Origin of the sequence: Pseudomonas quasicaspiana (assembly GCF_021147825.1) — a bacterium.
Classification (GTDB): domain Bacteria; phylum Pseudomonadota; class Gammaproteobacteria; order Pseudomonadales; family Pseudomonadaceae; genus Aquipseudomonas; species Aquipseudomonas quasicaspiana.
Map to the genome: position 1 here is coordinate 1 of NZ_JAGTPI010000013.1, position 23799 is coordinate 23799.

Here is a 23799-nt window from a genome sequence, read left to right on the forward strand (position 1 = left end):
TTTGGGATGGCATAAATCCTGTGGGAGCGAGGCTTGCCCGCGATAAGAGCACCGCGGATATCAGGTCTATCGCGTACAGCCTTATCGCGGGCAAGCCTCGCTCCCACAGTTGATCCCATACCTCCCGAAGGAGTGGGGTTGCCCCCGATGGTTTCAGAGTTTGGCCGCCATGACGCTATCGTTCAGGGCGAACAGTTAAAGCGCTTTTTGCGGATTGAGTGAGTCGTGGGACCGGCTTTAGCCGGTAGGGCTGACTATCTGGCGACACAGATGCGGCGGCTGCGCTGGCCTCTTTTAGAAATGGTGCAGTGTTTGGGATGGCATAAATCCTGTGGGAGCGAGGCTTGCCCGCGATAAGAGCACCGCGGATATCAGGTCTATCGCGTACAGCCTTATCGCGGGCAAGCCTCGCTCCGACAATTGATCGCATACCCGTTGCACAAGTGGGTTTGCCACGGAGAGTGTCGTTTTTCGACAGCCCAAAACAGCATCAAGCCGTCAAGCGATCATCCCGAAAATCGCGCAATGCCTGCTCTATCTCTTCCCGGGTGTTCATCACAAACGGTCCGTATTGCACGATCGGCTCACGCAGCGGTTTGCCTGCGATCAACAACACTCGGGCACCGTTTGCGGTGTTCAGTTGCAATTCGCCTTCCTCGGACAAACGCACCATTCGGCTGGTACTGACTGTCTGCGGCTGGCCTGCAACTTCCAGGCTGCCTTCGTAGACGTACAGCAGCACCCGGTGCCCATCAGGAACACGCGGACTGATGCTGCTGCCCGCGGGCATGTGGAAGTCGAAATACTGCGGCTCGGTGTCTGGACGCTGCACAGCACCGGCCTGCTGGATCTCGCCGTCATCGAACTGCCCGGCGATCACCACCACCTCAACACCATTGCTGGTGGTCAGGCGCGGAATGTTCTCCGGCTGAATATCCTGATAACTCGCGTCGCTCAGCTTTGTCTTGCCCGGCAGGTTCAGCCACAGCTGGAAGCCACGCATGGCGCCTTCTTCCTGCTCCGGCATTTCGCTGTGGATAACGCCTCGTGCTGCGGTCATCCACTGCACACCGCCGCCCTGTAGCAAGCCGACGTTGCCCATGTGATCTTCATGGCGCATACGGCCTTCAAGCATGTAGGTGACTGTCTCGAAACCCCGATGCGGGTGCGGTGGGAAGCCTGCGATGTAGTCGTCAGGCTTGTCGGAACCGAACTCGTCCAGCATCAGAAACGGATCGAACTGCTCAACACCCTGTCCTCCGAAGACGCGGGTCAGCTTTACACCGGCACCGTCTGACGCGGGTTGACCGGCTTGAATGGACAATACTTTACGGAATTGGCTCATGGGGTTCTCCTCATCAATAGCGACCATGCTATGCCTGTTTGATCGATTGATGGGTGAGGATTTTGCGGGTGATTGATCGGGTTTGTAGATGGAAGTGATGACCGTGGGAGCGAATTTATTCGCGAAGACTATTTTTCAGCCGCTATAACAGTGGTGGATGTACCTGCCTATTCGCGAATAAATTCGCTCCCACAGGTTTACCTCCAATCGCTCATAAAAAAACGGCCAGCCCGATTACTCTGGCTGGCCGTTTCTTTATCGCCGTTGTATTACTCGGCGATCTGCAGCTTGCGGGCTTCGGTGTAGACGTAACGCACTTTCTCGTATTCGAACGGTGAGTTCATCTGGCCGTAGCGGAAGCTGGTGCTGTAGCGGCGATCAATGGCGCGAAGCAGGAGGAGCTCCGGGTGATCGCTGCTGACCTGAGCCACGTTGAGGAAGTTGATCTGCGATTCGGCCGTGAAGTCGAACAGCAGGCCGCCGGTGTCACGCAGGTTGGAGGGGCCAAGGAGCGGCAGCACCAGGTAGGGGCCGGCTGGTACGCCGTAGAAGCCCAGTGTCTGACCGAAGTCCTCGCTCTGGCGTGGCAGCCCCATCATGGTGGCCGGGTCCCAGAGGCCGACAACTCCGATGGTGGTGTTAACCAGCAGGCGGCCGGTTGTTTCCAGCGAGCGCTGGCCTTTGAACTGGAACAGGCTGTTCAGCAGATTAGGGATTTCACCCAGGTTGGAGAAAAAGTTACTGACGCCGGTACGCACGAAACCTGGGGTTACGTAGCGGTAGCCATTGACCACCGGCAGGAACACCCACTCGTCGAAGCGGTAGTTAAAGTGGTAGACGCGACGGTTCCACGACTCCAACGGGTCATAGACTTCCAGCGCCGTCAAAGTGGCGCGTTCGAATTCCCGTTGGTCCAGGCCCGGGTTGAACTGCAATGACTTGAGTGGCTGGGTAAAGCCGTCGGCATCGTCCTGACGAAGCACAGTGGCCGGATGTTCAGCAATGTTGCTGTTGACGGCGTCGGCAGCCTGGACGGTTCCTGCGCAGAGCAGGGCAGCGAGGAGTAAAAGACGTTTAGCCACGGAAGAACTCCAGCATGGCGTCGCTGTTGACGCGGTAATTGATGTTGCCGCAATGGCCGCCGTAAGGGTAAACGGTCAGGCGATCGCCGAAGGTCTTGCGCAGAAAGCCCAGGTCGCCAGAGCCTAGGATCACGTCGTCAGCGTTGTGCATGACGGCGATCTTCGAGCTGCTGTGCAGGTAATCCTTCAGCGCATACAGGCTGACCTGATCCACCAGTTGCAGCAGGCTGCCACCGTCGGTGCGGGCGCGCCACATCGGGATGACTTGCTCAGTCAGGTAGCAATCGAAGTCGCATTGCAGCGCGCGACGCAGGAACGGCGACAGGCTGGTGCCTTCGGTGATCGGAAACTTCGGCGGCGTGATCAGACCGCGACGGTTGATCAGGTCGGACGTAAAGGCGATATCAGCCGACGAGAAGCGGAACGAGGTGCCGATCAGCATCGCCATCTGTTCATTGGTCAGGTGTTGCTTGGACTGTTGGAAGTCGTACAGCAAAGCATCGTTGAGATCGATGTAGCCTTTCTGACGGAAGTAACGGGTCAGTTTGGCCAGTACCAACTCATAGAAAGTGGTGCTGTTATCGATGCCCTTTACGTTGGTCTGCACCAGTTTGTCGAGGTTGGAGATCGAGGTGTAGAGGTTGACCGGCGGATTGAGCAGCAGGACTTTCTTGAAGTTGAAGCTGCGGCGGGTCTCATCCAGACGGCTGACGAACGCGGCATTCAGCGCGCCGAGGCTGTAGCCCGTCAGATAGAAGTCGGTGATTTTCAGCTCGGTTTGTTGTGCTCGCACCGCCTGCATTACGCGGTACAAGTCTTCGGCGTCTTCGGTAGAAATGCCCGGTGTCGCGAAACGTGAGGCAGCGCTCATGAAGTCGTAGCTGGTTGGCGACGACAGCTGTACGACGTGATAACCCGCGCCGTAGTAAAGCTTCTTCAGGAATTCGTTGATGGTGCTGTTATACGGTGCGCCAGTACCTGCGATCAGGAAGATCAGCGGCGCAGCATGATCCTGCTTCGCCAGGCGGTAACGTAGTTTTTTCACTGCCCAGAAATTGTCTGGCAGCGTGAACTCGCGCTCCGGACGCAGATTCAGGGTGTAGTCGTCCTGGTCGATGTCATCGTCGGCGGGCAACTCTGGACGCATGTCAGGAGGCGTGGTGGCAATGGTCGCTTCAAAAGGGTTCTTTAAAGGAAAGCCATACGTGGCGGGGTCGACATCGACCGCCATAGCGGACGCACTCAAACAGAGGCCGCCAACAATGGCAGCGAAGCGCAGGAAACGGAGCATGACTAGATCCCTTGGGAAAGAAGTGCTGATGAGATACGCGGGCTATGACCATCGGTGTAGTGCCAAAGTGCCCTACTCGCAAGCGAACCTTTGTAAATAGATCGAGACAATACACGTTCTCTGGCGTCAAGAGAGCAGTGGTGTGGTTTTTTATAGCGGGAAGGGATGGAATCAAACCCTGTAGGAGCTCACCGAGGTTACAAATAGGGTTATTCAAACAGGGACAGGCCGCGCGCGACAAACCCCAGACAGCATAAAGGGGAGCCGAGGCTCCCCTTTAAATGGTTTTACGTGCTCTTTTTTTATTGTTTTAGGGTGGCCTGTTGTTGTTTTTGGTGACCGATCCCTTTAATGCGTTCTTGTTCGATCCCCATCCGGGATCAAGAGCAAACGTATTTTTTTGAGCGCTGACTCACTCCGACCTTGCGATCCAACCAGTTCGGGAGCTACCTGAGGGTAGTTTTATTGTTCTCTGCCCGGTTGCGAGAGCCCTAAGGCGCCTCAGTGAAGCTGATCCACTCCAAAAAAATCTGTTAGCTGCGTCTCTGTGCCTTTGTTCTTATTATGTCAGAGCCGATACGTCTTGTTCTTATTAGGTATGCCGCATTTTTATTCTTGTTATGCCAGAGATATAGCAGAAGCTGTGCCAACTTTTTTAACTCTTTTAAAATCAATGAGTTATGTTTTTGGTGGGTAAAGAGAGGTGCTAGGGAGGGGGCGATATGTTCCCGTGTTACACGCTGTTACAGCGGTTGCCGGACTGGCGGTAACACTCCTGTCATCAACGTGCGTTACCCGGTAGCGCTCGTTGTCACGTGGGGTGGGGTAAGCCGATGCGGTATACCGGCCCTGACCAATTGCTGGTTCTTCGAAAGCGGCAGTACAGGTGAATGCTATTCGACATGCAATTTCCGGACGGAGGCGACCGCTTTTTACGACAAGGTTGTCGCTGATGGCACGCCGATGTCGTTTCTCCGTGTCTTGATGTCGCTGACAGAGCATGTCGGATTGCCTTGGGGGTTGATGATCAACGGGCGATACGATGCTGGCCATCATTCGCCGAGTCATTGAGGCGTGAAAAAGTGCGCGGTGCTCCAAGGCTGGGCGCGGACTGCGGTCTTTATAAAAACGTTAACGATGCCTGACCCTCTTGTCGGGCGCGAGACTACCGGGGAAGTAACGATGAAGATGCGAAAAATCCTGGGCGTGAGTGCCGCTCTGGCGCTTGCTGTCAGTTCCACGCTGGCACATGCCAAAGAAGTGAGTATCGGTTACGTAGACGGTTGGTCCGACAGCGTTGCGACCACCAACGTCGCTGCTGTAGTGATCAAACAGAAGCTGGGTTATGACGTGAAGCTGCAAGCGGTCGCGGCCGGGATCATGTGGCAGGGCGTTGCGACTGGCAAGCTGGACATGATGCTGTCAGCCTGGCTGCCGGTCACTCATGGCGAGTATCTGGCGAAGAACAAAGACAACGTCGTGAACTATGGCGCCAACTTCAAGGACGCCAAGATCGGCCTGATCGTGCCTGAGTACGTGAAAGCCAACAGCATTGAAGATCTCAAGACCGATGCTTCCTTCAAGAAGAAGATTGTCGGTATTGATGCAGGCTCGGGCGTTATGATCAAAACCGATCAGGCAATCAAGGATTACGGGCTGGACGGCTACAAGCTACAGGCCAGTTCCGGCGCCGGGATGATTGCCGAGCTGACGCGTGCTGAGAACAAGAAGGAGTCCATCGCAGTGACCGGCTGGGTGCCGCACTGGATGTTTGCCAAGTGGAAGCTCAAATTCCTCGAAGACCCGAAGGGCGTCTACGGTGCTGCTGAAACCGTTGATAGCGTCGGCAGCAAAGAGCTGGCGACCAAGGCACCGGAAGTCGTCGAGTTTCTGAAGAAGTTCCAGTGGAAGTCCAAGGATGAAATCGGTGAGGTCATGCTGGCCATCCAGGACGGCGCGAAGCCTGAAGCAGCGGCTGAAGCCTGGGTTGCCAAGAACCCTGAGCGCGTGAAGGAGTGGACGGGTAAATAAACGGCCACGTCTGACGCAGCACCCCGAGCCGCCCGGTTAACGACCGGGCGGTTTTTTATTGGCAGGTTTTTGTGTCTGGTGAAGATGCTGGGGTGCATGATCTGGGCTGTATCCGGGCTATAAACAACACATTGTGTATGCCTTATAACTGCGTCTCACGTATCGCGGGCAAGCCTCGCTCCCACCTGGACCGCGCTAATCCTCAGGACCGACTTTAGCCGGGAAGGCGATACTTCAGGCGACCCATTTTCGGTGATTGTCCTGGCCTCTTTACGGCTAACAGCCGGCCCCACGATATTGCGCCAATATTCGAGATTGCATCACACCCGCTCGCTTCGACAGATTTAATGCACAACCCCCAATCTACGACTAATGTCGCTCTAATACTAAGGTCGTCTGGAGAGCTTGCCAGACCGGACTAAAGTGCAATACGTGACATCTCATCTGTGCTGCGAGGACAAAAACAATGAACGACAGCATTTACCTCTCGATTCAAAACAGCCCCCGTTTCAAGGAGCTGGTATCCAAAAGGGAGCGGTTCGCCTGGATTCTTTCAGCGATCATGCTCGGGCTTTATGCCGCTTTCATCCTTTTGATTGCTTACGGACCACATATTCTGGGCGCGAAACTTAGCCCGACATCGACCATTACCTGGGGAATGCCGATCGGGGTCGGCCTGATCTTGTCTGCTTTTGTGCTGACAGCCATCTATGTTCGCCGTGCCAACGGTGAATTCGATGACCTGAACAACGCCATCCTGAAGGAGGCACAGCAATGATCGGGCGTCTATCAGCAGCATTCGGCCTGGCCGCTTTTGCACCGTCCCTCTGGGCGGCAGATGCGTTGACCGGCGCTGTGCAGAAACAGCCACTGAACATCTCCGCGATCGTCATGTTCGTGGTGTTCGTCGCCTTCACCCTGTACATCACTTATTGGGCCTCGAAAAAGAACAAGACAGCATCGGACTACTATTCAGCGGGCGGCAAAATCACCGGCTTTCAGAACGGCCTGGCGATTGCGGGTGACTACATGTCGGCGGCGTCCTTTTTGGGGATTTCCGCGCTGGTGTACACCTCGGGTTATGACGGTCTGATCTACTCGATCGGCTTTCTCGTGGGCTGGCCGATCATTCTGTTCCTGATCGCCGAGCGCCTGCGTAACCTGGGTAAATACACCTTTGCTGACGTGGCGTCCTATCGCCTCAAGCAGAAAGAGATTCGCACCCTGTCTGCCTGCGGTTCGCTGGTGGTGGTTGCGTTCTACCTGATCGCGCAGATGGTCGGTGCCGGTAAGTTGATCCAGTTGCTGTTCGGCCTGGACTACACCGTTGCGGTCATTCTGGTCGGTATCCTGATGTGCCTGTATGTGCTGTTCGGCGGCATGCTGGCAACCACCTGGGTACAAATCATCAAAGCGGTAATGCTGCTCTCCGGTGCGTCGTTCATGGCGCTGATGGTGATGAAGCACGTCAACTTCGACTTCAACATGCTGTTCTCCGAGGCGGTCAAGGTTCACCCTAAAGGTGAAGCGATCATGAGCCCGGGCGGTCTGGTGAAAGATCCGATCTCGGCGTTCTCTCTGGGCCTGGCGCTGATGTTCGGTACCGCAGGTCTGCCGCACATCCTGATGCGCTTCTTCACCGTGAGTGATGCCAAGGAAGCCCGTAAGTCCGTGCTCTACGCCACTGGCTTCATCGGTTACTTCTACATCCTGACCTTCATCATCGGCTTCGGCGCGATCCTGCTGGTCAGCACCAACCCGGCGTTCAAAGATGCAGCAGGCGCTTTGTTGGGTGGTAACAACATGGCAGCGGTGCACCTTGCGGATGCGGTCGGTGGCAGTCTGTTCCTGGGCTTCATTTCGGCAGTAGCGTTTGCGACCATTCTGGCAGTGGTTGCCGGTCTGACCCTGGCGGGTGCTTCGGCGGTGTCTCACGACCTTTATGCCAGCGTGATCAAGGCTGGCAAGGCCAACGAGAAGGACGAAATCCGTGTCTCGAAGATGACTACTATTGCTCTGGCAGTCGTGGCAATCCTCTTGGGCATCGCGTTCGAAAGCCAGAACATCGCGTTCATGGTGGGCCTGGCGTTCTCCATCGCAGCCAGCTGTAACTTCCCGGTTCTGCTGCTTTCCATGTACTGGAAAAACCTGACCACCCGTGGCGCCATGATTGGTGGCTGGATGGGCTTGATCAGCGCCGTGGTGCTGATGGTTCTGGGTCCAACCATCTGGGTGCAGATCCTGCATCACGAGAAAGCCATCTTCCCTTACGAATACCCGGCGCTGTTCTCCATCGCCATCGCATTCGTGGGTATCTGGTTCTTCTCGATTACCGACAAGTCGAAAGCGGCAGAGGGCGAGCGCGCCTTGTTCTATCCGCAGTTCGTACGCTCGCAGACTGGCCTGGGTGCCAGCGGTGCGGTCTCGCACTAAACAGTAGTAAGTGCTCTACAAGAAGCAGCCTTCGGGCTGCTTTTTTATTGCCGCGAGAATTTTCACCTGAACACGAATTCTGTGCTCACAGGATAGCGGTGCAGCAAATACTGAACCTGTAGGAGCTGCCGAAGGCTGCGATGGCGGCATGTCAGGGTAAATGCTTCGCAGCCTTCGGCAGCTCCTACAGAAAACGCATTCCAGATCAGGTAGTTGAATTTTTTATAGAAGTCATCGGAGTTTACGGCGGTCGCGATGTTGGATTGTCAGACACTTTGCCATCAAGTGGTTAGATGAAAAGGGGATTTGATAGTTAAGCGCTGGAAGCTATTAGTTGTCAGGCCAATAAAAAGCCCCGCTATTTAGCGGGGCTGTTTTACTGCTGGCGTGGGAACGTTATATCCGTCCCAGCAACACCAGAATCAGCAGAATCACCAGAACGGTACCGATGATGCCCGATGGACCATAGCCCCAGCTGCGGGAGTGCGGGAATACTGGCAGACCGCCGATCAACAGCAGGATCAGGACGATGATAAGAATAGTGCCGATGCCCATGATGAATTCCTTCCTTAGTTCTTGGTAGATGGCTAGAACAGTTCAAGCTTCCGCCCAATGGCATAAAGTTTGTGCTGCTTGAATGATCCGACTGTAGGCGTCCAGAAAAAGTCCATCGGAAAGGTGAGAAAGTTTACATTTTGAAAAATGTTTATAGTTGCCTCAATTACGTTGAACTTTAAACCCCTACAACTGTTTTCATTTTCGTCTGCTGGCGCTGAGGATATTTTTCATGCTCTATCGTCTGGGAGCTGATGCTGTACTGGTCGTCCATCTGTTGTTCATCGTCTTCGTGCTGTTTGGCGGGGTGCTGGTTTTACGCTGGCGATGGGTGATGGTGTTGCATATACCCGCGATGCTCTGGGGAGCCGTGGTGGAGTTTTTTCACCTTTACTGCCCACTGACACCCCTGGAAAACGCGCTTCGGGTTCGCGCTGGTGGTGTGGGTTACGAGGCAGGCTTCATCGAACACTATCTGGTCGCGTTGATTTACCCCGCAGGCCTGACTCCGCAGATCCAGCTGTGGCTGGGTGCGATAGTGGTGGTGAGTAACCTTGCGGTGTATGGCTGGCTCGTCATTCGCTTATGGCGCAAGCCCGCGTAGGTCGTGGGTTTGCCCGTGTCATTCAGCGCCTTGATGGTGGGTCGAAGCGACGATTTCCGTGGTTACACTGAGTTCACGTTGAAAAAAACATGAGCCCCTAACCACAAGGCGTTTGCTATGCACAATCGCATCATGATCACCGGGGCAGGTTCCGGCCTGGGTCGCGAAATCGCTTTACGCTGGGCCCGGGAAAGCTGGCGTCTGGCACTGTCTGACGTCAACGATGCCGGTTTGCAGGAAACCCTCAGGCAGGTGCGCGAGGCCGGTGGCGATGGCTTCGTGCAGCGCTGCGATGTGCGTGACTACAGTCAACTGACCGCATTGGCCCAAACGTGCGAAGAGAAGTTTGGCGGTGTCGACATCATCGTCAACAACGCGGGTGTGGCGTCGGGTGGTTTTTTCAAAGAGCTGTCCCTTGAAGACTGGGACTGGCAGATCGCGATCAACCTTATGGGCGTCGTCAAAGGCTGTAAGGCTTTCCTGCCGATGCTGGAAGCGAGCAAGGGCAAGATCATCAATATCGCGTCCATGGCTGCCCTCATGCAGGGTCCCGCGATGAGCAATTACAACGTCGCCAAAGCCGGAGTGGTGGCCTTATCGGAAAGTCTGCTGGTGGAATTGCGTCAGCAGGAAGTCGGTGTCCACGTGGTGTGTCCGTCGTTTTTCCAGACCAATCTGCTGGATTCTTTCCGTGGACCGACGCCAGCCATGAAAGCTCAAGTTGGCAAGTTGCTGGAAAGCTCGCCGATCACGGCAGCGGAGATCGCTGACTATATCTACGAGCACGTCGCGCAAGGCGAATTCATGATCCTGCCCCACGAGCAGGGGCGTATGGCCTGGCAGCTGAAACAGAAGAGCCCACAGGCGCTGTACGACGAGATGGCGAGCATGTGCGAGAAAATGCGGGCGAAGGCGCGGCAGGCCAGGGAGTAAACTACCAGCTATGAATTTGATCTATGTGGGAGCCGGGCTTGCCCGCGATAAGGCTGGACGCAATTCAGGATAGATCGAGGTGCTTTTATCGCGGGCAAGGCCAGCTCCCACATGACCGCGTCCCGGTTCAACCGGCGTGGTGTTCATAAGTGCTCTCTTTGGACTGCATGCCTTTCGTTACAGCCCCGGTTTTCTGATACGGTTGCCGCCATCATTTCAACTGTTGATGAGATTCTCCGTGCTCAATTACCTGTGGTTTTTTCTGGCGGCTTTGTTTGAGATCGCGGGTTGCTATGCGTTCTGGATGTGGCTGCGGCAGGGCAAGAGTGCGCTTTGGGTGATTCCCGCGCTGATCAGTCTGACGTTATTTGCCGTGTTGCTGACCCGTGTCGAGGCGGCGTATGCCGGTCGGGCGTATGCGGCTTATGGCGGGATCTACGTTGTCGCTTCCATTGCCTGGCTGGGGCTTATCGAGCGGGTCAGACCATTGTCATCGGACTGGCTGGGCGCGGCACTTTGTGTGATTGGCGCGAGCATCATTCTGTTCGGTCCGCGCTGGTCAGCGCAGTAAATTTCCTACGTCGGTCGCAGTTATGTAAGACATTTCCTTCGACCAATTCCGGCGGAGACGAAGGACATTACTGAATTTTACCTGGCCAATTGATGACCGTAGACAGGCCATGCACTCTGCCCTCTGGTAAACAATAAGAGAGCAGGGACATGCTGGTAATAATGCGCGACGCAGGAGAAGTGTTTTCTATCGGTGATGACATCACCATCCATATTCTGGCCATTCACGGCAATCAGATACGACTTGGGGTCGAAGCGCCCAGGCACGTCAAAGTGCACCGGGCAGAGGTTTACAAACGTATCGCTCAAAGGCTTTCACAGCAGGCGGCAAAAGCCACCCGGGCGGTTCCAGGCGCTAAGTCCTGATCAGTCAAAAAACTCCTTGGGCACGTCATGCTTGAGCATGAGCTGGCACTGTTGGCTTTCCAGATCGAAAAAAATCACCGCCTGGCCTTTGCTCAATGCATGCCGGACGCGCAGTACGCGAGTTTCCAGCGGCGTTTCGTCACCATTGTCGGTGCCGTCACGCGTGACGAAGTCCTCTATCAGGCGGGTGAGGGTATCGGCTTCGAGTTGGTCGTAAGGAATCAGCATGGGCGTTCTCGCATCAATTCCCGGCGATGATAGTGCCGATGTGTGGAAAAAGCAGGTGGAATAATCGCGGCTTATCCCCGCCAGTAAATTTGAAACGCGATTCCCTTGTGGGAGCGTGGCTTGCCCGCGATAAGGCTAGCGCGATAGGGAGGTATACCGCGTTATCGTTTATCGCGAGCAAGCTCGGCTCCTACAGGACATATTTCAAGCCGAAGATTGCTACTCCACCTCTTCCTTATGCTGCCCAAGCAGGCTGTCGACACTCGGCACGCGGGTATCGGTTTCCATCTGTGTGTCGTGTTCGATCTGATGGCTGAAGCGCTCCAGCGAAGATTGCGCGGGCTGTGCGTCGCTGGCGAAAACCGGCGGGCTGAGCATGTAAGCGCCCAGCAGACGGCTCAGTGCCGCGAGGCTGTCGATGTGAGTGCGCTCGTAACCATGAGTGGCATCACAACCAAACGCGAGCAATGCGGTACGAATGTCGTGGCCTGCGGTGACCGCCGAATGGGCATCGCTGAAGTAATAGCGGAACATGTCGCGACGTACCGGGAGTTCATTCTCACTGCCCAGACGCAGCAGATGGCGGGACAGGTGATAGTCGTAAGGGCCACCGGAATCCTGCATTGCGACACTCACGGCGTGTTCGCTGGAATGTTGACCGGGAGCAACCGGAGCGATATCGATGCCGACGAACTCACTGACATCCCAAGGCAGTACACCTGCAGCACCGGTGCCGGTTTCCTCGGTGATGGTGAACAGTGGGTGGCAATCGATCTGAGGCTCGGCGCCGCTGTCGACGATGGCCTTGAGTGCCGCCAGTAGCGCGGCGACCCCGGCTTTATCATCCAGATGTCGAGCGCTGATATGGCCGCTTTCAGTGAACTCGGGCAGCGGGTCAAAGGCGACGAAGTCACCGATGCCAACGCCCAGGGATTCGCAATCGGCCTTGGTGGTGCTGTAAGCATCGAGGCGCAGCTCGACGTGATCCCAACTGATGGGCATTTCATCAACTGCAGTGTTGAACGCATGACCGGACGCCATCAACGGCAGCACGCTGCCGCGAATCACGCCGTGATCAGTGAATACGCTGACGCGGCTGCCTTCGGCGAAGCGGCTCGACCAACAGCCAATCGGCGCCAGTGACAGGCGACCGTTTTCTTTCACCTCTCGCACGGCGGCGCCAATGGTGTCCAGATGCGCAGAGACTGCACGGTCAGGGCTGTTCTGTTTGCCCTTCAGCGTGGCGCGAATCGTGCCGCGACGGGTCAGTTCGAACGGTATGCCCAACTCTTCAAGACGCTCGGCGACATAGCGCACGATGGTGTCGGTGAAGCCTGTCGGGCTTGGGATCGCGAGCATTTCCAACAGGACTTTCTGCAGGTAGTTCAGATCCGGTTCGGGGATATTTTTTGCAGTGGTCATTTGAGCTCCTTCGGAGCAGCTGCAAGTTATTAGCCGCAAGCTACAAGCTGGACCGGGTCCGCTTTTGGCTTGCAGCTTGAGGCTTGAGGCTGCTCTCAGCTATGTGCAGGCAAACTGTGCGGAAACAGCAGATCAACAAACTTTTCTGCCGTGGGTTGCGGTTCATGGTTGGCCAGGCCAACCCGTTCATTGGCCTCGATAAATACATACTCGGGCTGATCAGCGGCAGGGACCATCAGGTCGAGGCCTACTACCGGAATGTCCAAAGCGCGGGCTGCGCGGATAGCCGCGTCGCTCAGCACCGGGTGCAGAATCGACGTGACATCTTCAAGGCAGCCACCGGTGTGCAGGTTGGCAGTGCGGCGAACGGCCAGGCGCTCGTCCATCGGCAATATGCTGTCAAACTCATAACCTGCGTCACGTACCGTGCGCTCGGTTTCTTCATCCACGGGAATCTTGCTTTCACCACTGGTTGCGGCGGCACGGCGACGGCTCTGGGCTTCAATCAATTGCCCGATGGTATGGCGGCCATCGCCGACCACTTCTGCCGGGCGGCGAATAGCGGCAGCCACCACCTCGAATCCGATCACGACAATGCGCAGATCAAGGCCTTCGTGAAAGCTTTCCAGAATTACCCGCGTATCGAACTGTCTGGCGCGCTCGATGGCTCCGCGCATTTCTTCGGGGGTGCGCAAGTTGACCGCGACGCCCTGGCCTTGTTCGCCATCCAGTGGTTTGACGACGATCTGTTTATGTTCTTCAAGAAACGCCAGATCCGCGTCTTCGTCACCAGCCCGTTGCTGAGCTGGCAGCTTCAAACCTGCCGCTTTCAGGGCTTTGTGGGTTAGGCTTTTGTCCTGGCACAGGGTCATGCTTACAGCACTGGTCAGATCGCTCAGCGATTCCCGGCAGCGAATCCGGCGGCCGCCATAAGCCAGCGTGAACAACCCAGCTTCAGCATCATCAACCTGCACTTCAATACCGCGCCGATGAGCTTCTTCGACGATGATCCGTGCATAAGGATTAAAGTCCGCCTGCGGACCCGGGCCGAGGAACAGCACTTCATTGATACCGTTTTTGCGCTTGATGGCGAAAGTCGGCAAGTTACGGAAGCCGAGCTTGGCATACAAAGCCTTGGCTTGATGATTGTCATGCAGCACCGACAGGTCCAGATAACTCAGGCCACGGCTCATGAAGTGCTCAACCAGATGTCGAACCAACACTTCGCCAACCCCGGGTCGGGTGCATTGCGGGTCTACCGCCAGGCACCAGAGGCTGCTGCCGTTTTCCGGATCGTGGAACGCCTTGTGGTGATTGAGGCCCATGACGCTGCCGATCACCGCGTTAGTCGTTTCGTCTTCCGCTAGCCAGTACACCGGACCGCCCTGATGACGCGGGGTCAGCAGTTCGGGGTCAATGGGCAACATGCCGCGAGCGATGTACAGGTTGTTGATCGCCTGCCAGTCAGTACTGTTCTGGGCGCGACGAATCCGGAAGCCACGAAATACGCGCTGCGCCGGGCGGTAATCGCTGAACCACAGGCGCAGTGTGTCCGACGGATCGAGAAACAGCTGCTGTGGTGATTGAGCCAGTACTTGCTGCGGCGCAGCGACGTACAACGCGATGTCGCGTTCTCCGGGTTTTTCATTGAGCAGTTCATTGGCAAGCGTCGCCGGATCGGGGTAGGTGTGACCGATCAGCAGTCGCCCCCAGCCGCAGTGCAGCGCAAGCGGCTTGGCTTCAGTGTCGCTGCCGTCTTCAGCGAATCGCGCCTGAAGACGTTCATAGGAGGGCGACTGACCGCGCAGCAGGCGCTGGCTGTACGTCGTCGAATGCTGTTTCATTTAATCAGAGTCCTTGTTCGCTGAGCCACAGGTTCAGCGCCGCCAACTGCCACAACTTCGAGCCGCGCAGAGGAGTCAGTTGACCTTCCGGGTTGGTCAACAGTTTGTCGATCATGGCTGGGTTGAAAAGGCCGCGATCCTGGCTGGGGTCGACCAGCAGGTCGCGTACCCAACCCAATGTGGCCCCTTCCAGATGCTTGAGGCCCGGAACCGGGAAGTAGCCTTTTTTACGGTCGATCACTTCCGAAGGAATGACCAGACGCGCAGCTTCTTTCAGTACCTGCTTGCCACCATCGGGCAGCTTGAATTTGCCGGGAATACGCGCCGACAGTTCAACAAGGCGGTAGTCGAGGAACGGTGTACGCGCTTCCAGACCCCAGGCCATGGTCATGTTGTCAACGCGCTTGACCGGGTCATCAACCAGCATGATCGTGCTGTCCAGACGTAACGCCTTATCTACCGCCGCATCAGCACCTGGCTGAGCGAAATGCTCACGGACGAAATCGCCCGCTGCGTCATTGGCAGTCAGCCATTTAGGCTGGACGGTGGCGGCGTACTCGTCGTAGCTGCGGTCAACAAAGGCATCACGATAGGCAGCGACCGGGTCGGCGGCGCCATCGACTTGCGGATACCAGTGATAACCGGCGAACAATTCGTCTGCACCCTGGCCGCTTTGCACCACTTTGCAATGCTTGGCGACTTCCCGGGACAGCAGGTAAAACGCGATGCAGTCGTGGCTGACCATCGGTTCGCTCATGGCGCGGAACGCCGCAGGCAATTGCTCGATGATCTCGTGTTCCTGAATACGCAGTTGATGGTGATTGGTGCCGTAATGCTTGGCGATCAGGTCGGAGTACTGGAATTCGTCACCACGTTCACCGCCTGCATCTTCAAAACCGATGGAGAAGGTCGACAGGTTTTCGACGCCGACTTCCCGCAGCAATCCAACCAGCATGCTCGAATCCACACCGCCCGAAAGCAGTACGCCCACATCTACTGCGGCACGTTGACGAATCGCCACGGCTTCGCGGGTGCTGTCGAGCACACGATCACGCCAGTCTTCCAGAGTGAGGTTAGCCTCGTCAGCGTGCGGCCCGTAAGGCAGACGCCACCAGACTTTCTGCTCGGTCTTGCCGTGGGCGTCAATGCGCATCCAGCTGGCCGGTGCGAGCTTTTCGACACCGGCAAGCAGCGTGCGCGGGGCAGGGACTACGGCGTGGAAGTTCAGGTATTGATTGAGCGCTACCGGGTCGAGCATGCCGCTGATGTCTCCGCCTTTCAGCAGTGCAGGCAGCGTTGATGCGAAGCGCAGGCGCTTGTCGGTACGCGAAAAGTACAGCGGCTTGACGCCGAGACGGTCACGAGCGATGAACAATTCCTGCTTGTCGCGATTCCAGATTGCGAAGGCGAACATGCCGTTCAGCTTGGGCAGCAGATCAACGCCCCAGGCGTGATAGCCCTTGAGCAACACTTCGGTGTCGCCGTCGGAATGGAACTGATAACCCAGGCCTTGCAGCTCGGTACGCAGTTCCGGGTAGTTGTACACCGCACCGTTGAAGGCCATGGACAAACCAAGGTGGCTGTCGATCATCGGCTGCGCCGAGCCGTCCGACAGGTCCATGATTTTCAGGCGGCGATGACCAAGGGCAATCGGCCCCTGGCTATGAAACCCCCACGCATCCGGGCCGCGAGGCGCCAGCTCATGGGTAATGCGTTCAACAGCGGCCAGATCCGCTGGTTGATGGTCGAAACGTAGTTCACCTGCTAATCCGCACATAAGTCCTTACCGGTTTTCCGTTGGGGAAGGTGGCTGAGAAAATGCAGCCACCCATGAACTGACCCATGGGAAACGGGGGAGTTTTAGATCAATCGGTTATAAGCAGGTGTTGGCTACCTGAATATCCGAAGGTGCCGAGCTCATGTGAGGCTCATACAAACTGGTAGGAGCGAACTTGTTCTCGAGGGGGCGATGTGCCTGAATCACCGCGTGAAGCCTCTCGCGAACAAGTTCGCTCCTACCGGTTCTGGCCCGCTTGAGAGCGAGGGTTCAATACCCCGTCATCTCCAGATACCCCACGCCCTTATGGCTGCCACTCAAGGTAATCGGGCCTTCCCAGTAGGGAATCTGCAGGTCCATCCAGGCCTTGGGGTTCAGTGCTTCGGTGGTGATTTCCAGACCCTTGCCGGGAATTTTTACCGACCAGCGGGTCGGCATGTCGTGGCCTGCAACACGTGTATTGGCCAATGGAGAAAGGCTGATGTCCTTGGCCGTCAGCAACTGGGTGCTGCCGTCAGCGTCGATCCATGTGCCGGTCAGATAGGGCTCACCCTGTTTTTGCCGCATGCGATACAGCATCAACTCTTCGCCGCTGTCCAGATGCACTGAGAACCAGTCCCAGCCGGTCTGGTTAGCAGTCAGCGGCTGGCTGCTCCATTCACGGTCCAGCCAGGCCGGGCCGCTGACTTGATAGCGTTTGCCTTCAATGGTCAGTTCACCCTCGGCCTTGAAGTAGGGCTGGCTGTAATAGTAAGAGGCCTGGCCCTGTTCGGATTTCTGGCTGAAACCCTGTGTACCTTGCAGCACTAGCGGTTTGCTGGAGGTCAGGTGAAGTTGATAAGCGAACTGCGGACCTTTCGCCTGCAATTGCATGTCGGTCAATGGGTCTGTTTCAGTCGAATCACTGTGCAGCTTCCAGTCGTCTATCCACGCGGAAAATGGCGCAAGGTTTACACCCGCTTGCTGAATGCCACCTCGGGCATAACGCTCCGCTGCATAGTGTTGCGTGGCCGATGTCACGGCGGCATGGCCCATCCAGATCGTGCCGTCGTTCCACCCGGAACCCTGACTGCCAGCCCGTAGCGCATTGCGGAACAGCGTCCATTGCACGCCGAAACTCTGCCCTTGCTCGTCTTTCAGATTGGCAGTGATATACCACCACTCGATGCGGAATCCCGGATGCGGGCCGTGATCCTCCGGAAAAGTGAACTCACGGCCCGGTGTGACTGGAGTGAACTGTTCGGCCTGATTACCCATCCCGGCGAAACCCTGCTCGGGTTCTTCTGATTGTTCGCAGCCAGCAAGGGTCAGCAGAACCATCAGGAGCAGGCAGTTAATTTTCATTGGCAAACGTCCTCAGCAGGTCGGCAGGGCGAGTGCGGGATAACTTCAACAACGGCCATGCGGAGGCAAGCAGGGTGGCAAGCAGTGCCAACGCGGCCAATTGCAGGAGCTGCATCGGGAAGATATGCAGCGGCAAGCGCCAGCCGAAGGCCTGCACATTGATCACTGCATCCAGACACCACGCCAGCAGCAAGCCCAGCGGCAACGCCAGAATCAGCGTCAGCACCGCCAGCAACCAGGTCTGGCCAAGGTTGAGTAGCATCAAATTTCGTCGCGAGACGCCCAGCGCCCACAACGGCGCCAGTTGGCCCAGGCGGCTTTGACTCTGGGTCAGCAGGCTGATGAACAGCGCGATGCCCGCCACCGCCAGCGTCAGGCTGTTGAGGGCGGCCGTGGCGGCGAAGGTGCGCTCGAAAACCTGCGTAGACCAGCCTTTGAGCTGGCTCTGATCGATGATGTGATTATCGTCGAGTGCGAAGCGCTGTTGCAGTTCACTCACCAGCGCGGGCACTGCGGCCGGATTGATGCGCAGATTGAAGCGGTTGGCAGCCAGTTGCGGCCAGTGGCGCAGCAAGTGTTCGGCGTTGACCAGCAAGTGGCCTTTGGGATTGCCGTAGTCGGCGTAGATACCCACAATACGCAGCGTCCATTGGCCGTCAGGGGCAGGGATTGCCAGGCTTTCGCCGACGCTCAGTTTGAGGCGGCGGGCCAGTTGTTCGCTGATCATGACGCTATCACTCTGCACCAGTTGATCCCACGGATCACCACTGGCGGCCTCCAGTAGCGGCCAGTGTTCACGATAGGTTGAATGATCCACCACCCCGAACAGGTCCGCAGGCCAGCCTTGCAGTTGGATCGACACTTGTCGGTTCGGCAGCACAGCGCTGACCTTGGGCTGTTGCACAAGCCAGGCCTGTATTTCAGGGGCTTGGGCAGCATTTTGCGGCGTGACGTACAACTCGGCGGTCAGCCGTTGTTCCAGCCAGTTGCCGAAGGTTTGCCGAAACCCGGACGTCATGCTCCCCGCGCCTATATTGGCCGCCAGTGCCAGTAATAGAGCCATCAATGCCAGGCTCAGCGCGGGTAATTGCTGACGGCAATCAGCCAGAAACCATTGGCCCAGCACCGAACGGCTGCGTCCCAGCAAAGCGTTGAGCAGACCATTGAGGAGCACCGGTAAACCCAGCGCCGCAGCCAGCAGCAGACCGCCCGTCAATACGAAACCTGCGGCGAGGCTGTCGCCGAGCAGCAGCGCGGCCAGTGCAGTAATTGCCGCGCCGCCCGCAACCCAGGCCTGTCGGCGCAACCAGCGACTGTGAGCCTGATGCCAGGCTTGTGGATTGGCCAGCGCCAGCAAGGGCAGGCGCGCCGCGCGAAGCAGACTGTTCGCCCCGGCCAGCAAGGCACCCAGTACACTCAAGCCAAGGCCGCCCAGCCACCAGATCGGGCTCAGGCTCAGTTGTCCCGCGACTTCAGCCCCATACAAACCGCGCAGACTGGCAGCCACATCGGGCAGCAGCAGGCTCGCCAACAGATAACCACTGGCAATCCCTAGCAGCCCGCCGAGCAGGGCCAAAACCCCCAACTCCATACCCAGCGCTGCAATCAGCATTCTGGCGCTGACCCCGCAGGCGCGCAGGTTACGTAACAGTCCACGGCGCTGCTCCAGCGCCAGGCCGATGGCCGCATGCACAATGAACAGACCGACGATGAAGGCCAGCACGCCCAGAGCATTCAGGTTCAGATGGAAACTTTCGGTGAGGCGCGTCAGATTGTTCTCTTCGCCGCTTTTCTTCAGTTGAAGCAGGCCGTTCAATTCAGCTGGCAAAGGCGGATTGCTCGCGGCGAAGCCTTTGGGCAGCAGTAGACGTGACACTTGATTGGGCATCTGCAGCAGTGGCTGAGCGAAGCCGATATCCGTGAGCAGCACGCCGGGCGCCATGTCGACTCGACTGTGCAACGGAGGCAGGAGCAGGCCGTTACTGGTCAGCGGTTGTTGCCCTTCATGGAGGCCCAGCGCTTGCAGTGTCTGGGTAGCGATCCAGGTCTGACCGGGTGGCGTGAGGAAATCGACGATCCCGCTAAGATCAAGCGTCTGTCCAGCCACCGCTGTCCCGCTGGGTAATGACACCGGTTCAATGCCCATCAGTTGCACACGGCGATCTTCAAGCCCTTGAAGAGAGATCCTGCCCTGTACCACGGGCGATACTGGCCAGCCCTCACGGCGCAGGCTGATAAACACGTCTTGCGAGAACGGCCCGTTGTTGGCGGTGGTCAGACTGTTTTGCGGTTCGCCGCCGATCAATTGGCTGGCCTGGGCATAGCTTTGCCGGGCCTGACTGTTGAGTGCCTGAACGCCGGTCAGTAGCGCCGTTGCCAGCCAAAGTCCTGTCAGTACACTGAAAAACTGCACCGGGTGACGTCGCCAGTGGCTGAGCAGCGCGCGCAGTGTCCAGTAGAAAACCCGCACTTCAGCGATCGCTCTCTGTTGCCAGACGGCCGTGATGCAAGATCACTTTCTGAGCCAGTCGCTCGGCCACCCGAGGGCTGTGGGTGACCATCAACAGGCTGGTGGAGCTGTCGGTCAGCAGGTCCAGCAGCAATTGCAGGACTTCATCGCTGGTGGCTTCATCGAGGTTGCCGGTGGGCTCATCGGCCAGCAGCAGGCCGGGCCGCGATGCCAGCGCCCGGCCAATGGCAACCCGCTGTTGCTGGCCGCCGGACAGTTGTTCCGGATAACACTTGAGCAAGTCCCCAAGACCCAGTCGTTCCACCAGTTGCGCCTGCCATTGCGGCTCATAACGCCCGGCCAGTCGCGCCTGAAATGCCAGGTTGTCCTCAACCTTGAGGCTGCCGATCAGGTTGAATTGCTGGAACACCAGGCCGATTTCGGTACGGCGCCAGTTGGCGAGTTGTGATTCGCTCATAAGATCCAGCCGCTGCCCGGCAATCTCGATCTGCCCCTCGTCGGCCTGATCAAGGCCAGCCACCAGATGCAGCAGCGTGCTTTTGCCGCTTCCGGATTCGCCCATCAAGGCGAGACTGCTGCCTTTCTGCAGAGATAAATCCACTCCACGCAAAACTGCCAGTGGACCTTGGGCGGTGGCGTAGCTCTTGAAGACGTTTTTTACTTCAAGCATCGGGGGCTCGATTGGCGGGTTTGTAGGGGGAGGATAGCAATATTGTGTACATATCCGTTGATGAGGTAATGGCATCTATTGGTTGCGCTTTTACAGCGCGTCACTTTTGAACAGCGCAAAAGTAACCAAAACGCTCTTGCCCCACCACTGGGTGCCTCGCTGGTGCTCGGCATGCCCGTAATTCGACATTGCTGCGTGGGGCCGCCGCCACCGGCCATCCATGGCCTGAGGCGGCTAAACCGGCATCCCTGCCGGTTGCCCCACACAGCAATGTCGAATTCCGGCCGGCGTGGTTTAACGGGGCGCTTAAGATCAAAATCAAAAGCGCGGCGGCCTGAGAGCCGACCTGTTTTCTTGGGTTTGCCGACATTCTGTAGGAGCTGCCGAAGGCTGCGAAGCGATGTGTCAGACGACGTCTGTGTTGGCTGTGCTGACGTCTCGCGAACAAGTTCGCTCCTACCGGCCCCCCCGTGTATTCGCTTTGCTTTTGATCTGCTTTTGATTTTAGGCGCCCCGTTAAACCACGCTGGCCGAACGCAGATCCTGAACCGTGGGCAACCCGGCAGGACGCCGGGTTAGCCGCATTGGGCCATGGATGGCCCGTTGCGGCGGCCCACGGTTCAGGATCTGCGGGCGGGTACACCGAGCGACAGCGAGGTGCCGAGTGGTGGGGCAAGAGCGTTTTGCTTACTTTTGTCTGGGCCGGCTTCCGGATGTTCAAAAGTGAGGCGCTGTAAAAGCGCAACCAATATCAGCCGTCACCCGAACAATGGATATGCACGCAAAAATCACTGCATATCTCCGAAGACCCGAAGACCCACATCACTTCCCCCGAATCAACTCCCGCAACATAAACCGATTCGGATGACACGCCTCAGCCACACTGCGGGGCAGTGGCAGCGGCTCATTATCAAGCCAGGCAGCAAGCAACTCGGCGCACAGTGGCGCGGTAATCAGACCGCGTGAGCCATGACCGCTATTGATGTACAAACCATCCAGCCAAGGGCAGGGCGTTTCGGGAATCTGCCGAGCGTCCTTGCCAAGGGCAGCATAGGCCTGGACGAACGCGTCCTTGTCCGCCAACGGCCCGATGATCGGCAGATAATCCGGGCTGGTGCAGCGAAACGCCGCCCGACCCTGCAACTGTTGCGTCGGCAAATGAGCGACATCGAGACGCTCACTCAGGTCCGCCGAGATTTCCTGCAACAGCTGCAGGTTGCCCAGATGATCGGCGGTGCTGGGACTCAAATCCTCATTAGTGAAATCAAAACTGGCCCCCAGCGTATGTTCACCCAGCCGTGCCGGAGCAACGTAGCCCTCGGCGCACACCACCGTGTTCAGCGCTTTACTGGCCTCGGTCTGCGCCAGGCGCGTGATCTGTCCGCGAATACGCTTGAGCGGTAGTGCCGCACTCAAAGGGAATTGCTTGATATCGGCGGCACCCGCAAGAACCACGACCTCGGCCTGATCCAGCAACACGTCGCCATCCCAGGCTTGCCACTGGCCGGATTCACGACGCAGCTCGACGGCGTTGTGATGCAGTTGCACGCGAACATTTGGATGACCGACATGCGCATGACACAACGCAGGGGGATGCACCCAGCCCCCTTCAGGAAAGAACAGGCCGCCGTTCTCTAGCTGCACACCGCTGCGGGCTTCGGCGGCCGGCTTGTCCAGAAGATGCAGCAGCTCTTCAGGAAATGCGGCCGCCAGTTGTGCCTGACGTTGTGCTTCCTTGTCGTTGAAGGCCAGTTGCAGAACGCCGCAAGCATCCCAGTCGACGCCCCTTTGCAGGCGTTCGAGAATACGGCGGGTATAACCAAAACCACTGAGTATCAGTTGCGATAACGCTGTGCCGTGGGCGGACAGTTTCAGATAAAGAACACCCTGCGGGTTACCCGACGCTTCCTGCGCGAGGTCGTTGTGACGCTCTATCAACGTCACTTGCCAGCCTCTTGCCGCAAGGCTTGCAGCGGTGGTGCAACCTGCCATTCCGCCGCCAATGACCATGGCCTTGCGTTCGCCATTGAGTGGCGCGGGGCGAGCGAACCAGGGTTTTATCGCTGGCGCTGGCGTGGCATCTTCCGGCCAGCCAAGGAAGGTGCCGCGCAACACTTCCCACTTGTGTCCAATGCCCGGCACGCGCTTCATTTTGAAGCCCGCAGCGTTCAGGGCGCGACGGACCCAGCCGGTACTGGTGAAGGTGCTGATGGTCGAATCCGGTGCGGCCAGTCTGGCCAGCTGGGCGAACAGCTCGGGCGTCCACATCTCCGGATTTTTTGCCGGGGCGAAGCCATCCAGAAACCATGCATCAATCTGCCCATCCAGTTGCGGCAGCATGTCCAGTACATCGCCGATCAGCAGGGTTAGCGTGACCCGCCCGCCGTCGAACACCAGACGCTGAAAACCTTCATGCACCGCCACATATTGCTCCAGCAGCGGGCCTGAAAAAGGCGACAGTTCCGGCCAGAGGTTCAACGCGCGATGGAGGTCTGACTGGCTGAGGGGGAATTTCTCGACGCTGACAAAATGCAGTCTCGCAGAAGCTGGTGCGCACTCGGCGAACAACTGCCAGGCGCAGAGAAAATTCAGTCCGGTACCAAAACCCGTCTCGCCAATCACCAACCGATCGTCTTGCGGCAATGCGCTAAAACGATCGCGCAGGTCGTTTTGCACCAGAAATACGTGTCGGGTTTCTTCCAGGCCTGCTCCCGTCGCAAAGTAGACGTCGGAAAACTCCCGGGAATGGGGGTTGCCCTGTTCGTCCCAGTCGATCTGGGCATGGCGGGTGATGGTCACAGTCTGGCTCGGTTTGTGTGCGGGGGCGTGCATCT

19 protein-coding genes are annotated in these 23799 nt (G+C 57.5%); 7 read left to right on the forward strand and 12 right to left on the reverse strand.

Annotation, left to right across the window (positions count from 1 at the left end; all coding sequences use genetic code 11):
- Positions 1-490 precede the first annotated feature (490 nt).
- The 3 genes from KDX30_RS10535 to KDX30_RS10545 all read right to left on the reverse strand — a co-directional run bounded on the left by KDX30_RS10535 (position 491) and on the right by KDX30_RS10545 (position 3718).
- Positions 491-1345, reverse strand: a complete 855-nt coding sequence (locus tag KDX30_RS10535; RefSeq protein WP_231675702.1) for a pirin family protein — start codon at positions 1343-1345, stop codon at positions 491-493.
- A gap of 269 nt (positions 1346-1614) precedes the next feature.
- Complete coding sequence (locus KDX30_RS10540; RefSeq protein WP_027898474.1) at positions 1615-2427, reverse strand: MlaA family lipoprotein; 813 nt, start codon at positions 2425-2427, stop codon at positions 1615-1617.
- Positions 2420-3718 carry a serine/threonine protein kinase gene (locus KDX30_RS10545; RefSeq protein ID WP_027898475.1) on the reverse strand — a complete coding sequence of 433 codons (1299 nt, stop codon included), beginning with the start codon at positions 3716-3718 and terminating at the stop codon, positions 2420-2422. Before KDX30_RS10545 ends, KDX30_RS10540 begins: the two co-directional genes overlap by 8 nt.
- A gap of 1182 nt (positions 3719-4900) precedes the next feature.
- Between KDX30_RS10545 and KDX30_RS10550 the strand changes: the two genes are divergently transcribed.
- The 3 genes from KDX30_RS10550 (at position 4901) to KDX30_RS10560 (ending at position 8182) form a co-directional block, all read left to right on the forward strand.
- Complete coding sequence (locus KDX30_RS10550) at positions 4901-5749, forward strand: glycine betaine ABC transporter substrate-binding protein (protein ID WP_231675703.1); 849 nt, start codon at positions 4901-4903, stop codon at positions 5747-5749.
- 466 nt (positions 5750-6215) lie between these two features.
- Positions 6216-6527 carry a DUF485 domain-containing protein gene (locus tag KDX30_RS10555; RefSeq protein WP_002552552.1) on the forward strand — a complete coding sequence of 104 codons (312 nt, stop codon included), beginning with the start codon at positions 6216-6218 and terminating at the stop codon, positions 6525-6527.
- On the forward strand, positions 6524-8182 hold the full coding sequence (locus KDX30_RS10560; protein WP_027899412.1) for a cation acetate symporter: 1659 nt from the start codon (positions 6524-6526) through the stop codon (positions 8180-8182). Before KDX30_RS10555 ends, KDX30_RS10560 begins: the two co-directional genes overlap by 4 nt.
- A gap of 396 nt (positions 8183-8578) precedes the next feature.
- On the opposite strand, the gene KDX30_RS10565 is transcribed toward KDX30_RS10560, so the two are convergent.
- The gene (locus KDX30_RS10565) at positions 8579-8737 is read right to left on the reverse strand and encodes a DUF3309 family protein (RefSeq protein WP_080238018.1); all 159 of its coding nucleotides are present in this window, start codon (positions 8735-8737) and stop codon (positions 8579-8581) included.
- 232 nt (positions 8738-8969) lie between these two features.
- Here KDX30_RS10565 and KDX30_RS10570 point away from each other — a divergent pair, with 232 nt between their 5' ends.
- From KDX30_RS10570 to csrA, 4 genes are all read left to right on the forward strand, one after another.
- Complete coding sequence (locus tag KDX30_RS10570; protein WP_231675704.1) at positions 8970-9341, forward strand: DUF2784 domain-containing protein; 372 nt, start codon at positions 8970-8972, stop codon at positions 9339-9341.
- Positions 9342-9458: 117 nt separating this feature from the next.
- Positions 9459-10274, forward strand: coding sequence for an SDR family oxidoreductase (locus tag KDX30_RS10575; RefSeq protein WP_231675705.1), 816 nt, complete (start codon positions 9459-9461; stop codon positions 10272-10274).
- A 238-nt stretch (positions 10275-10512) separates the two neighbouring features.
- Positions 10513-10845, forward strand: coding sequence for a YnfA family protein (locus KDX30_RS10580; protein ID WP_027899416.1), 333 nt, complete (start codon positions 10513-10515; stop codon positions 10843-10845).
- Between the two features lie 149 nt (positions 10846-10994).
- Positions 10995-11210 (forward strand): carbon storage regulator CsrA, encoded by a 216-nt coding sequence (gene csrA, locus KDX30_RS10585; protein WP_231675706.1) that lies wholly within the window; start codon positions 10995-10997, stop codon positions 11208-11210.
- Here csrA and KDX30_RS10590 read toward each other — a convergent pair whose 3' ends face one another.
- The 8 genes from KDX30_RS10590 to mnmC form a co-directional block, all read right to left on the reverse strand.
- Positions 11211-11438 (reverse strand): YheU family protein, encoded by a 228-nt coding sequence (locus KDX30_RS10590; protein ID WP_027899418.1) that lies wholly within the window; start codon positions 11436-11438, stop codon positions 11211-11213. It abuts the gene before it with no gap.
- A gap of 219 nt (positions 11439-11657) precedes the next feature.
- Positions 11658-12860 carry an osmoprotectant NAGGN system M42 family peptidase gene (locus KDX30_RS10595; protein ID WP_027899419.1) on the reverse strand — a complete coding sequence of 401 codons (1203 nt, stop codon included), beginning with the start codon at positions 12858-12860 and terminating at the stop codon, positions 11658-11660.
- A 95-nt stretch (positions 12861-12955) separates the two neighbouring features.
- Positions 12956-14704, reverse strand: coding sequence for an N-acetylglutaminylglutamine synthetase (ngg, locus tag KDX30_RS10600; RefSeq protein ID WP_099269588.1), 1749 nt, complete (start codon positions 14702-14704; stop codon positions 12956-12958).
- A 4-nt stretch (positions 14705-14708) separates the two neighbouring features.
- Positions 14709-16481: an N-acetylglutaminylglutamine amidotransferase gene (locus KDX30_RS10605; protein ID WP_231675707.1), complete on the reverse strand. Its 1773-nt coding sequence runs from the start codon at positions 16479-16481 to the stop codon at positions 14709-14711.
- Between the two features lie 270 nt (positions 16482-16751).
- On the reverse strand, positions 16752-17825 hold the full coding sequence (locus KDX30_RS10610; RefSeq protein WP_231675708.1) for a lipocalin-like domain-containing protein: 1074 nt from the start codon (positions 17823-17825) through the stop codon (positions 16752-16754).
- Positions 17815-20295 (reverse strand): ABC transporter permease, encoded by a 2481-nt coding sequence (locus KDX30_RS10615; protein WP_231675709.1) that lies wholly within the window; start codon positions 20293-20295, stop codon positions 17815-17817. The genes KDX30_RS10610 and KDX30_RS10615 overlap by 11 nt, the downstream gene beginning before the upstream one ends.
- A gap of 1 nt (position 20296) precedes the next feature.
- Positions 20297-20965, reverse strand: coding sequence for an ABC transporter ATP-binding protein (locus KDX30_RS10620; protein WP_231675710.1), 669 nt, complete (start codon positions 20963-20965; stop codon positions 20297-20299).
- A gap of 822 nt (positions 20966-21787) precedes the next feature.
- Positions 21788-23764 (reverse strand): bifunctional tRNA (5-methylaminomethyl-2-thiouridine)(34)-methyltransferase MnmD/FAD-dependent 5-carboxymethylaminomethyl-2-thiouridine(34) oxidoreductase MnmC, encoded by a 1977-nt coding sequence (gene mnmC / locus KDX30_RS10625; RefSeq protein ID WP_231675711.1) that lies wholly within the window; start codon positions 23762-23764, stop codon positions 21788-21790.
- Between the last annotated feature and the right edge of the window lie 35 nt (positions 23765-23799).